At 33.2% G+C, this 12,671-nt stretch carries 14 protein-coding genes, 1 pseudogene and 1 CRISPR repeat array; all 15 genes and pseudogenes read left to right on the top strand.

Annotation, left to right across the window (positions count from 1 at the left end; genetic code table 11):
* The first annotated feature begins 130 nt into the window (after nt 1-130).
* The gene (locus tag CN288_RS26540; protein WP_098303514.1) at nt 131-949 is read left to right on the top strand and encodes an SEC-C metal-binding domain-containing protein; all 819 of its coding nucleotides are present in this window, start codon (nt 131-133) and stop codon (nt 947-949) included.
* Nucleotides 950-1,431: 482 nt separating this feature from the next.
* Nucleotides 1,432-1,692 (top strand): hypothetical protein, encoded by a 261-nt coding sequence (locus tag CN288_RS26530; protein ID WP_098160090.1) that lies wholly within the window; start codon nt 1,432-1,434, stop codon nt 1,690-1,692.
* A gap of 119 nt (nt 1,693-1,811) precedes the next feature.
* Nucleotides 1,812-2,060 carry a hypothetical protein gene (locus tag CN288_RS26525; protein ID WP_098303513.1) on the top strand — a complete coding sequence of 83 codons (249 nt, stop codon included), beginning with the start codon at nt 1,812-1,814 and terminating at the stop codon, nt 2,058-2,060.
* A 12-nt stretch (nt 2,061-2,072) separates the two neighbouring features.
* Entirely contained in the window at nt 2,073-2,312 is a 240-nt protein-coding gene (locus CN288_RS26520) for a hypothetical protein (protein ID WP_098303512.1), read from the top strand.
* A 25-nt stretch (nt 2,313-2,337) separates the two neighbouring features.
* Nucleotides 2,338-2,574 (top strand): DUF2187 family protein, encoded by a 237-nt coding sequence (locus CN288_RS26515; RefSeq protein WP_098303511.1) that lies wholly within the window; start codon nt 2,338-2,340, stop codon nt 2,572-2,574.
* Between the two features lie 76 nt (nt 2,575-2,650).
* Nucleotides 2,651-2,950: pseudogene (locus CN288_RS26510) on the top strand (hypothetical protein).
* An 877-nt stretch (nt 2,951-3,827) separates the two neighbouring features.
* Nucleotides 3,828-4,120: a CRISPR direct-repeat array (repeat unit 32 nt; unit sequence ATTTATATCCCATATCGTTCAAATAAAACAAT).
* Nucleotides 4,121-4,453: 333 nt separating this feature from the next.
* Entirely contained in the window at nt 4,454-5,173 is a 720-nt protein-coding gene (gene cas6 / locus CN288_RS26505) for a CRISPR-associated endoribonuclease Cas6 (protein ID WP_098303510.1), read from the top strand.
* Nucleotides 5,170-6,861 carry a type I-B CRISPR-associated protein Cas8b1/Cst1 gene (gene cas8a1 / locus CN288_RS26500; RefSeq protein ID WP_098303509.1) on the top strand — a complete coding sequence of 564 codons (1,692 nt, stop codon included), beginning with the start codon at nt 5,170-5,172 and terminating at the stop codon, nt 6,859-6,861. The genes cas6 and cas8a1 overlap by 4 nt, the downstream gene beginning before the upstream one ends.
* Nucleotides 6,861-7,778: a type I-B CRISPR-associated protein Cas7/Cst2/DevR gene (gene cas7i / locus CN288_RS26495; RefSeq protein WP_098303508.1), complete on the top strand. Its 918-nt coding sequence runs from the start codon at nt 6,861-6,863 to the stop codon at nt 7,776-7,778. Before cas8a1 ends, cas7i begins: the two co-directional genes overlap by 1 nt.
* Nucleotides 7,768-8,439 carry a type I-B CRISPR-associated protein Cas5b gene (cas5b, locus tag CN288_RS26490; RefSeq protein ID WP_098303507.1) on the top strand — a complete coding sequence of 224 codons (672 nt, stop codon included), beginning with the start codon at nt 7,768-7,770 and terminating at the stop codon, nt 8,437-8,439. The genes cas7i and cas5b overlap by 11 nt, the downstream gene beginning before the upstream one ends.
* Nucleotides 8,440-8,469: 30 nt before the next feature.
* Nucleotides 8,470-10,665 carry a CRISPR-associated helicase/endonuclease Cas3 gene (locus CN288_RS26485; RefSeq protein ID WP_098303506.1) on the top strand — a complete coding sequence of 732 codons (2,196 nt, stop codon included), beginning with the start codon at nt 8,470-8,472 and terminating at the stop codon, nt 10,663-10,665.
* Nucleotides 10,666-11,556: 891 nt separating this feature from the next.
* Nucleotides 11,557-11,826: a helix-turn-helix domain-containing protein gene (locus CN288_RS26480; protein ID WP_255260063.1), complete on the top strand. Its 270-nt coding sequence runs from the start codon at nt 11,557-11,559 to the stop codon at nt 11,824-11,826.
* A 79-nt stretch (nt 11,827-11,905) separates the two neighbouring features.
* Nucleotides 11,906-12,145, top strand: coding sequence for a hypothetical protein (locus tag CN288_RS26475; protein WP_098303504.1), 240 nt, complete (start codon nt 11,906-11,908; stop codon nt 12,143-12,145).
* 23 nt (nt 12,146-12,168) lie between these two features.
* The gene (locus CN288_RS29140; protein ID WP_176527748.1) at nt 12,169-12,393 is read left to right on the top strand and encodes a hypothetical protein; all 225 of its coding nucleotides are present in this window, start codon (nt 12,169-12,171) and stop codon (nt 12,391-12,393) included.
* A 38-nt stretch (nt 12,394-12,431) separates the two neighbouring features.
* The gene (locus CN288_RS26470; RefSeq protein WP_003204707.1) at nt 12,432-12,668 is read left to right on the top strand and encodes a DUF2187 family protein; all 237 of its coding nucleotides are present in this window, start codon (nt 12,432-12,434) and stop codon (nt 12,666-12,668) included.
* Nucleotides 12,669-12,671: the final 3 nt, after the last annotated feature.

The following is a 12,671-nucleotide window of genomic DNA, read 5'->3' as shown; positions in this document are numbered from 1 at the left end:
ATTAATGGGGTTCACTTTAATTCCTACAGGTTCTTTTTGTTTTTTGATTGAACATGAACAGAAACAACCATAATCCTACATTCTATAGAGTCATCAAGCGATATGAAAATAAAGTGAGAGGTGGATGAAAATGTATGAGTCACCAAACTGGGATTCCTTACTAATAAGGGCATTCCAAGATACTTATGAAGATATAGTAGAAATCAAAAGAAATGATCCCTGTCCTTGTGGTTCTGGATTAAAATTTAAAAATTGCCATATAGAATCGGATGACAAATGGGGGAAAGGTTTCGAATTTTATGATGGTAACTTCTCGTATGAAAACGCAAGTCTTACTCTAGAACTACTGAACACTATACGAGAAATTTTACTCCAACTGAAATCTCGTAATTCTATAAATGAAGAGTTGGGTATAGCACTCCTCGAAAAATTATATTCAGCATATGATCCGGCAATAGAACAATTACAAAAAAAAGCTCCTTGCAAAAAAGGATGTACCGCCTGTTGCTTCCAACAAGTTAGTCTTCAAAAAATAGAAGCTCAAAGAATCAATATACATATAAACAAAAAGATCAAAAAAGTTATTAAATATAATTTAAAGGAAACTAAAGCAAGAAAAAAAGTTCCTTCTTCACTTTGGACAAACAGACAGAGTTCTCTTGAACCTTGTCCTTTTCTCGATATTACAAAAGGAGAATGTTCAATTTATAATATTCGGCCAATGCACTGTAGATCGTATTTTGTTTCAAGTAACCCACATATGTGTAATGACATAACCGGAAATGTCACTTGGTATGCTGATGACAGATACATTAAACTTCCACATAGTATAATAGCTTTAATTAATCAACTCGTTTACGACGATATTCAACCCACATTTCTACGAAGTTTTTATAAAGAAATTTCATTTAAAATACAACTTATTCATTTTTTAAAAAGACTTATGTAACTTTCGATGATACATACGCAAAAAATAAAAAATCAGATTTTGTCGAAAGAAAATTCGGATAATTACCCAACTTTCCATTGCTTATTTTAACCTATTTAGGTTAAAATAATGGTATGAAATACAATTTGGGTTTTATAGAAAAGGAGACGTTTTAAAATGAATTCATTAACCAAAAAACATGTTTAAGAAATGAATTTTGAGCAGGTTGAAAATTCACTTCTAACAGTGGAGAAAATCTAAAACTTAAAATCTCAAAAAGGAGTTGTATGTCCTACAAAAACAACAGATTTATGGATATCTAGGAAATTATCAATCATGGAAGTATTGAATATGACAATGGTGATGGAAAGTACAACAGAATATATGATTTTAGATTCATTTGGTGTTCTGTTATAGACCGATGATGCCAATGGAACTTTAGAGTATGTAAACGGATTTGTTGAATAAAAAGCATCATTGTAATTTGATTAAGGAGAGCACCGATGAAAGAAATTGAAAAATACATGTTTCTAATGGAAGCCGCTTTAAGACATGATATCTCGTACGAAACACTAAAAAACAAGGTAAAACCATCCCTTGCTAATCAAAAACAACTTGAGGATATGATCGAACGTGGTATCGTTCGATATTTCGAACCTCCTCGAGATCCAAATAAATCCTACCAAAGAATTCAGCGATCTTGGTTAGTTACGGATGAAGCCGTGAGAGAGTGGTTTCCAAATCAAAAAAAGAAGGATTGGTAAAAACGTATCTTATGAAACTTTAGTTTCCTGCAAAAAATTAATTCAAATGAAAAAGCCCACACCACCGCCAAGTAGAGAAGGGCTTTTCCACACATACTATAAAGAAAGGTTGATTCTAGATGGCAAATACCTATCTAAAAACTCCTAACAGCAAGTATATTTTACCACATTTAACGACAAAAGAAAAAAAGAAAGTTAGTATCAAAAGTACGTTAAATAAGCGATATAAAGCCATTTGTGAATGGTTTGGTATAGATAATTGTATTATCTCACAACTCTGGTTCTTTGGTACATTTGGACTATCTATTTTCATGATTGTTGCTACATATTTAATTGCTGGATTTCTCTACGGATTTAAAAAAATTTGAGGAGGAACAAATATGATAGCACCAAAACCCAAACGTGGTGAATTCTATATTCATAGAAAAGATGGTCGAGTGTATCAGGTATTAGGATATGCAAAGATGTTTGGACAGAATGAACAAGACATCATCATTTTAAAACGTATGAAAAATCGAGTGACCATTACATTAAGTGCTGATCTTTTCATTCTCTATATAAATGCAAATAAGTTCGCAAAAGATAAAGAAATACTCAATAATTTAAAAGTTAATTTATAACATTTCAAATTTGGGAGGTATTTTTATGGAAAAGACTATTTCAGTTTCAACTATTAAAATCGGTGACTATGTACAATTTCCACATCGCAAGAATCCTTCTTTAAAATTAACTGGTTATGTAGTAAATGTTTTAACTAATACAATTATCGTAGATATTTCAGAAACAATTCAAAATAATGGTTACAAGGAAATAGATGTTCGTCATGTTGTAAAACATGGCCAATATAAAAAAGTACGTGTTCGTAAAAATCATGCTTCGTAATTAACATTAAAACATTGTTCCGACCACATGCTATTTTAAAACTTTGTGGTCGGAATATTTAAAAGAGGGTGAAATTTTGAAGAAAAACATCGGTTTTCTAACGTTTAATCGCTCAAAAGAGAAACTATATGTATATTTAATAAAAGCATTTAGAGAAAATGGAAAAAAGAAAAATATTACATTGTAAAAATTCGGAAAGTTAGATATAGCATTGGAGAATATGTATGTTTGGCGAGATAATTTTGAAGCTAAGTTTCCTAAGGAACTATTGAATATGGGATATGACTGGAATGATCTTCACGACTGGATACTTTCTCTTAAAACAGGATATAGCAAAAAGGGACGAAAATTAATTGTAGCTGAGGTTAATGTATAACTAAGGAAGTAAGGATGTAAAAACTAGACGGCTATTAACTTTATATCCTTAATCACTAAAGGGAGTGTTTATCTAATGAAAGGTAAGAATGCTACATTCTTCTCTTTTTACTTATACTTATATTTCTTGTAATTTATTATGATATAGATGTCGCTTTAAAGTGTTTTATATGAAATGAACAGAAGGATTTTTGAGGGAATAAAAACGGAATAACTTGTTCTGTTTTCGTAATTCACAAAATTTTCAAAATTATATTCTGTAAATGTTAATATTTGTTATATAATAAACTTATCAAAGCATCACCCCTGTAGTTTCTATGATGAATCTGTTAAGATAGTTTGTTTGTCCCATATGTTCACCTTAGCCTAAAAAAGAACTTGTAGTGATTCCTACAAGTTCTTTTTGCTCTTGCTCTTGTTTCTTTATACCCAACATAGTTTAGATAAAACAGAAATTGAAATCATCGGCACTTGGATTTGAGTAACCTTTATATCCCACTTAGTTCTGATAAAACAATTAATGAACGTACACTATAATGCTCTGGTTGGAAATTCACATCCCATTCGGTTCAGATAAAACCACGTTTTGTGAATTCATTGCCTAAGTCGATTGCATATTTTATATCCCACATTGTTCAGATAAAACACTGATGAGCTATAGTACTCCAACAGATCTACGAGTATTTATATCCCACTTAGTTTAGATAAAACTTTGATTTACAGGTTTTGTGTATTGAGGAATCATCATCTTTAAATCACATATAGTTCAGATAAAACAACTACAAGTACTATAGAAAGTCCGCAACAGGATACCTTTATATCCCACTTAGTTCAGATAAAACTTCAAGTTTTGAGTCCGCTGCCATGTCAGCATACTTATTTATATCCCATATCGTTCAAATAAAACCAAGAAGCCCACACACTCCATTGCTTATTACGTTTAAATTTATATCCCATATAGTTCAAATAAAACGCGGTACAATCGCAATCCCTTCTAATACTCATATTAAATTTATATCCCATATCGTTCAAATAAAACAATGCTTAGTAGTACATCTCAATCTGTAGTTGTTACATTTATATCCCATATCGTTCAAATAAAACAATTATCCAGATGCAGCGAATGTCACAAGACAGGTATTTATATCCCATATCGTTCAAATAAAACCCTATCTAGATACGGATGATACACCTTATGATAGCAACATTTTACTACGTGTAGCAACCAGCATTTTGCAGCGAACCATCAATCGTGCTTTTGTATTTTCTTCAAACATGCTGAAATACCTTGTTATAGCAAGGTATTCTGTATGTTTTATAAAAACGAGGTTCGCTGCAAAATTACGGAATTACTGCATGATTTTTATCTTTGTTATATGGAATCAAGAAAAACCCTTTCCTTGAACAGAAAGTTTTCCATTTATTTCTACAGATTTATTGAATCTTAATTTTTGAATACATTATAATAATCTTATATTAATACCAAAGATTAAGGAGGGAAATGATGAGATTGAAAGTAAGCTTTACTTGCAAAGTAATTCCTCTCTCGTATCGTTTTATGTTTGTGAGTTTTATCAAAGAAGCTCTAAAAACATCAAACGCAATATATGCAGAGAATCTATATATCTTTGAGAATAAACCGAATAAAAAAAGCAAGAATTTTACGTTTTCCGTTTATCTTAAAGACTATGTTTTAGAAAATGATGAATTCCTCCTTCAGAACGGATTGGACTGGATTATTAGTTCACCTGATCCCGAATTCATTTCTTACTTAGTAGATGGTTTAAACGAAATTAAAGAGTTTCAGTACAAAGGATACAAACTACAGAAGAAGAACATATCTATACTACCGGAAGTCAAAGTGAAAAGTGATACGGTAGTATTCCGCACCCTTTCCCCTATTTTTATTAAAGACCGAGATGGGAAACCTCTTGCTCCAACAGAAGAAGGTTATGAAGAGAGTTTCAATTATATTTGTGATATGACTTTGCGTAATTATCATGGAGATGGCTTGAAAAAACCTTTGCAATTTATACCTATGAATTTAACAAAACAAGTTGTAAAAGAAAAATTTGATAATACCCCCAATCACCAGCACTTTGAAGCTTATAAAGGAACATTCTTGTTAAAAGGAGACCAAGAAGACTTAGAAATCCTTCGTCAAATTGGTACATCCTTCAAAAAGTCACAAGGGTACGGTTGTGTGTCCGTGGAGTACCAATGATTCGGTTATATTTAGAAGATTGGGCTACGAACACTGGTATTTTGGGGTTTTATCATATTTTAGAACATGCTGAAACAGATTTATTTGAAACCGAAGAGACCTATCTAGATTTTGATCCAAAATTGCTTCACGACTTTCCAAAATGGTTTTTCAATTATGCTTTTGATATATTTTCTGTTGCAAATGAAAAAGCAAATAAGATGAATACTTATCTAACATACGCTACATCCAATTTTAAACGTTCTAAAGACTCTATCTTTACTGATATTAAAGGTACAGAAAATAAGTTGAATAAGCGTTTGCCAATTGAAGGTGGAGCTTTAAAAGAACTGTTTAGCAGAAAAAAAGATGTATCAACTATTGAAGAATTAAAAACAATCACAAAAGATTACCTGAAGTTGTTAAAGCAAGAACAGGTAAATGAGGTACTAACATTAAATATGATTCGGTTTCGTTTAGGAGAACTGCATGGGCAAACAAGTTTTTTACAAAGATCACGCAGTACCCTGAATCTTTCAGAGCATGAAGAATTTCTTGCAAGAGACTTTGTTCAACCTATTTTACTAGAACAAGAGATTCTTGCCGTTCTTCGTTCTTCTAACAGCACTAACGAAGCAATAGAAGGCTTAAACAAAGTGATACAGCAATCTGATGATGAAAATTTTAAAAAGTTAGCGAAACAAACAATAACGAAACTAAAGAAGGATGAATTACTGTATTGTCCTGTTATCGAAGGGCAGTTTGCTCTTACTGATTACACGGAAGCGGTATTTCTCCCGAATGCAGTCAGCTTAGCAAATGCAACGAATTACACGTGGAATAATCAAAAAACGTTTCCTATATCCAATCTGTATCGGTTGATTATGTTTTGTTCTTTTTTTGGACTTTACAAAGACGGAGAAACCTATTCATTTATTCAAACTGATGAGGATTTCGATGCACTAGCGGAAGTGAATGATTTATTTGTCACCAATAAAAAGCAAAACAACCCTTTTGAAGTGTTTTTATACGACACACTAAAGGAAGCCAAAGATAAAGCAAATTGGATCTCTAAAAATATGCTTATTGTCGAATTCGAAAATAGTGGAAAAAAGACGACTCTTACACAGAATTTTTTATCAGAACATGCCATTCAATACCTTCAAGAGCGTGGAGGAAAAGAGCTCGATCATATTAAATATCCACCGTTTCGGAACGTAATCCTACGTAAATTATTAAATGGGGAGCATTTTTTTCGTGATATCACTAACCAATTGAGGAAAAACGTAGATAACAATTATTCCAGTTATGATACATATGCAGCCACTTTGGCTATGTTTCATTTAAATAGAATAAAGGAGTGTTATGGCATGTCTAACGAAACTCGAGAAGCGCAATATGAATCTATGCAAAAGAGAATCCATTATGCGCTAATGGATGGACGCGAAGTACGTAGAAGACTGACTGAACGTGGAATGGAGAATAAGATTCCAGGCATTACTTACCGTCTGTTAAATGCCTTAACTACTAATAACCGTCAACAATTCTTTGAAACATTATTCCGCACCTTTTTATTAGTGGAAAAGAACACTTCCATGTATGTGGATGCTACAAGGGAACATAGTAATGAATTTGAAGGTATTGCAAGTGCTTTACTATCCGGATTAAATGACAAACCCTATAAAAAAGAAGTGGAGGAAACGAACTAATGGCTGGATTAACATTAACGATCGTGTTTCAAGGAGATTCATTAAATTATGGAGAAGGAATCGGTAACGTCTCCGAATTAAAGAAATTTAATCGAGGAAATGGAGATATTCATACATTTGCTTCACGGCAAGCTATTCGATATGATATGGTTCGTTTAGGGGCCGAGCGCTATGGTTGGAACTTAGATACAGTCGGCCGTGACAAAGGTGAAGGGGACGGAAAAAGCAAAAGCGTAGTTCAATATTCTCCCAGTGCTACCATTCAAGAGTCAGAAGAAATGGATTTATTTGGTTACATGAAAACTGTAAAAGGTGACATGGGGAACAAACGCCCAGCTAGCGTTCGTTTGTCTCATGCTGTTTCTCTTGAACCGTACCGGGGAGACTTAGAATTCTTAACAAATTTAGGTCATGCTTCACGTATCAAAGAAAACCCAAATATCGCAACACTTGAGAGACATACAAGTTTATATTCATATACCATTACTATTGATTTAGATAGAATTGGTGTAGATGGAGAAATTGAATTACCACGTGAAGAAAAGGCAAGACGAATCAAAGAATTCTTAGAAATTGTATTTTCCTTAAATCGTAATATCCGAGGGCGACAAGAAGATTTATCCCCATTGTTTGTAATTGGTGGTCTGTATGCTATTAATCAACCATATTTCTTAGGACGCACACAATTAGTTCCGACAAAACGTGAATACCGTTTAAATTCTATTATGCTGCAAGAAATTTTAGAACGCCGCAGTATGGGGCGGACTGTACAAGAACAAACGCATGTTGGTCTGTTATCTGGTGTTTTCGTGAATGAAGGGGAGCTACGAAATCTTGTTTCAAGCGACTCGACCCATACAATTCAAGGTATGCTAGATTATCTATTACAACAAGTGGAGAATTATTATGTCGGCTAATGCAGCGTTACGAGTAAAGTTGTACCAACAAACTGCTTGTTACAAGAAACCAATGGCACAAAAAGCAAAGGAAACCTATCCTCTTCCACCGTATAGTACGGTGAAGGGGTTCCTTCACTATATATTAGGTGCAAATGAATTAATTCCAATGGAAATCAGCATCCAAGGTACTCACGAGGGAAAGCTATTTGATTTGCAAACACACCATTTTTACAAGTCAAAAGAAGTTACCACAATGCCCATGCATGTTCATATGTTGAAAGAAATCTCCCTTATTTTTCATGTACGTGCCGAACAAGATGTATTGGAACAATTACAGACAGCATTAGAAAATATCAATGAAGCACCAAGCCTTGGTCGACGTGAAGATTTAGCGGTCATTGAAGACGCGAAATTGGTAACGTTGAACGAAAGACATACAAAAGAAATCATTACACTCAAAAATGATCTTTATATACCACGTCATTGCATTGTTGATCGACTTGATTATATGAATTATAGAGGGATTTCATATCGTTTAAATACGGTATATCAAGTGAAACAAGGAATTCGTACTTGGGAGACGGTTCAAACGCAGTTCTTCCGTAAAGGAGAAGGATTAAATTCACCTCAGTATATGGAAGATGAAGATGGCCATATTGTATTTTTCCATGCCTTATGAGTAGGCATGGATTTTTTCAGGAGGAGAAACATGAAAGATTTCATTTACGCAAAGTGGGATCAGCAAACAGGAGAATTTGAAACATTACAAGAACACACAGGACGGGTATTAGAAAATTTATCTTTACTAAAACACTCGTATGGATCTCTGTTGTCAGAAGAGATTTGGCAACTTACACAAGTAGCTGCCCAATACCACGATGCGGGAAAGATTTATGAGGGATTTCAACAAATTATTAAACTTAATATGGGGTTATCTCCTTTAACAAAGCAAGAAATTGAAAGAAAATATCCTAATGTTCCTCATGCTTTTATTTCCTTACTTTGTGTTCCATTTTTAGAATTACATTATTCCAAAAGTACAGAACGGGTTGTGAAGGAGGCAATTGCACATCATCATGTACGAAACGTAATGTTTGATGCCCAAATACTAAATGTAATTTTACCAGATCTAAAAGGGAAAATAGACCGTTTGGAGCAAGAATTGTGCTGTTCTGTTAATAAAGATCTTGATACTACTACTATAGGTTGGAAGCCAATTAAGAAAAAAGATAAAGAATATCCTCTTCTTGTGCTTGTAAAGGGACTTTTAAATCGTGTAGATCATGCGGCTTCTGCAAGAGAACTTGTGGAATATCATGCGGACAAAGGAGTTGGGACTTATGTCGATGAATTCCTAAAAAAGAATGGCCATAAACCACGCAATCTACAACTCTTTTCTTATGAGTATAGAAACAAGAATATTGTGGCTGTTGCACAAACTGGTATGGGAAAGACAGAAGCTTCTTTATTTTGGATTGATGAAGCTAAAGGTTTTATTACACTCCCAATCCGTGTAAGCTTAAATGCCTTGTATGAGCGTATAACAAATGGAATGGGATATGTAGATGAAGAGGGGCAAACGATTGCTGGGTTGCTACACAGTGGTAGCGTGGATTTTCTACAGACATTAAACAATGATTACGAAATCAATGAGCTTATCTATGAACAGTCTCGTTTATTGAGTAAAAAGTTAACATTTAGCACAATTGATCAAATTTTGAAGTTTCCATTTTTATTTCGAGGATATGAGAAATACTTGGCCACAATGGCGTACTCTAAGATAGTTTTAGATGAAATACAAGGTTATTCTCCGAAAATCTTAGCTGTATTACTCAAAGCATTGGAAATGATTCACCAGATAGGCGGCAAATTTATGATTATGACCGCTACACTTCCTACTGTTTTTATGGAAACAATGGAGAAACGAGGCAAAATCAAGGTAAGTGATTTTGTAAAAGAGGAATTCTATAATGACTTAATTCGTCACCGTATATCTATACGCAAAACAAAGATCGATGAGGATTTAGAACATATTCGTGAAGCTGGACGAAATAAACGTGTATTGATTATAGCTAATACCGTAAAAGAGGCAAAACGTATATATGGGTTGTTTAATAATGAAAATGTAAGGTTGTTACACACGCAATTCATTCAGAAGGATCGTGCTGTTTTAGAAGAAGAAATTAAGAAATTCGCACCAAATGATAAAAACCGTGAAAAACAAAGTGGTATTTGGATTGCCACACAGCTTGTAGAAGCTTCATTAGATATTGATTTTGATTTGTTATTTACTGAAATCTCCACATTAGATAGCTTATTCCAGCGTATAGGTCGTTGTTATCGCGGAAGAGAGTATACGGATACAGAACCTAATGTTTTTGTTTATACAAAAGCAGAAGGAATAGGTACCATTTATGATGAGGATATTCTAAATAACGGTTTAAAACTTTTGGAACCATTTAATAAACAAAAACTACATGAAAAAACAAAAATGGAGCTTGTCGAAACATTATATAAAACAGAAAACCTAAGTAAAAAATACTTAGACGAATTCTATCAAGCTTTAAAGATATTGGATAAACTTCCACTAAACGATATGGGAAATACAGAAGCACAAAGGTTGCTGCGTGATATTGATAATTATCAAGTTATTCCTTGGTCTATATATGTAGAGAATCGTGAGCTATTTACTACATTTAAACAGGAAAAAGATTCGAAACAGCGAAAATTATTACGAATGCAAATCGAAAAGCTTACAACCTCTATTTCTAGAAAACAGGTTCAACGATACGAAATCGAAACAAAGGAAATTGGTATTCCCGGACTACAATACATTCACACTTTAAATTGTAAGTACGATTTTGATACAGAAAAGATAACAGGAACAGGAATTGTACTTCAGTAATTTTGCAATGAACCTCGTTTTTTCCAAACATGCTGCAAACCTTACTATGACAAGGTCTTTCGGCATGTTTTAAGAGAATACAAGAATACGATCGATGATTCGCTGCAAAATGCTGGTTGCTACACGTAGTAAAATGTTGCTATCATAAGGTGTATCATCCGTATCTAGATAGGGTTTTATCTGAACTATATGGGATTTAAAGTGTACAACGAAAATCGCAACCCACTTCATAAAACGTTTTATTTGCACTATATGGGATATAAAGTTCCGTATTAGCGCAACAAAAGAAGAGGCAAAAAGTGTTTTATCTGAACCATGTGGGATATAAATAGTCCAGAAACATATAGAATTCGATTTAATAAAACTGTTTTATCTGAACTATGTGGGATATAAAGATGGATGTTATGTATATTACACAAGGTTCTGGTGGTATTTTATCTGAACTGTATGGGATATAAATTTTTGTTACGCAGATTACCCACATCGCCAAATGTCATAAGATGTTACCCAAGATAATTATTAAAATTACAAGATTTATGGAATTTTTCATGAACAAAAATACGATGAATTGGTCCACTTTCTTAATTCACAAAATTTTCAAAATTACAATATTTAATTGTTAATATTTGTTATATAATGAAATTGTCAAAGCATTACCCCTGTACTATGATGAATCTGTTAAGATAGTTTGATTGTCCCGTATGTTCACCTTAACCTAAAAAAGAACTTGTAGTGATTGCTACAAGTTCTTTTTGTATTTTTGATTTAAAATATATAAAACAGTATGCAATTGCGTGACATGTTTTCTAGTGTAATTATTTCATTTTTTTGTTCAACTGTACAACCTATTCCACTTTATCGATAGAAAATTGATTTTTTTACCATTCCGTCTTGCAAACAAGACAAAATGGAATTACAATTAACTTAACAAAGCAAAGGAGGAATCTATTACAAGTAATGGATGAAATCAAAAACGGAAAATTGAGTGAACCTCTATTTTCTGTTTATACAACAAGAGAAGCTGAACAATTATGGGGACTTGCGGAAAACACCGTGAATAAATGGTGTAATCGTGGAAAGTTCTCTGAGAATGAAGCTAGGAAGAGCGGGAAAGTCTGGTTAGTCACACGTGACGGCATGAATAGACTGACTGATAAATAAACATGAAAAAGCCCCCACCACCGCCAAGTAGAGAAGGGCTTTTCCAGGTAAACTACGATAAAAGAAAGGTTGATTCTAGATGGCAAATACCTATCTAAAAACTCCTAATAGCAAGTATATTTTAACACATTTAACGATAAAAGAAAAAATAAAACTTACTATAAAAGGTGCTTTAAAAAAGCGATATGACGCCATTTGTGAATGGTTAGGTATAGATAATTGTATTGCCTCACAAATCTGGTTCTTCGGTACATTTGGACTATCTATTTTTATGATTGTTGCTACATATTTAATTGCTGGATTTCTCTACGGATTCTAAACAAATTTTGAGGGGGAATAGATGTGATAGCACCAAAACCCAAACGTGGTGAATTCTATATTCATAGAAAAGACGGTCGAGTGTATCAGGTATTAGGATATGCAAGGATGTTTGAACAAGAGAATCAAGATCTCATTATTTTAAAGTGTATGAAAGATGGAATGACTGTCACATTAAGTGCAGATTTGTTTGTTCTATATATAAAAGCATATAAGTTTCAAAGGATAAAGAAATACTCAGTAATTTAAAAGTTAATCTATAACATTTCAGTTTAGGAGGCTTTTTTATGGAAAAGACTGTTTCAGTTCCAACGATTAAAATTGGTGACTTTGTCCAATTTCCGCATCGCAAGAATCCTTCAATCAAATTAACTGGTTATGTAGTAAATATTTTAACGAATACAATTATCGTAGATATTTCGGAAATGCTTAAAACTAAGAAATATAAAGAAATAGATACTCGCCATGTTGTAAAACATGGTCGCTATAAAAAAGTTCGTGTTCGTAAAAGACAAGTTTCATAATAG

Origin of the sequence: Bacillus sp. AFS023182, assembly GCF_002560575.1 — a bacterium.
Taxonomy (GTDB): domain Bacteria; phylum Bacillota; class Bacilli; order Bacillales; family Bacillaceae_G; genus Bacillus_A; species Bacillus_A arachidis.
Note: the sequence above shows the minus strand (reverse complement) of the source record. Positions and strands in the feature narration are given on the sequence as shown.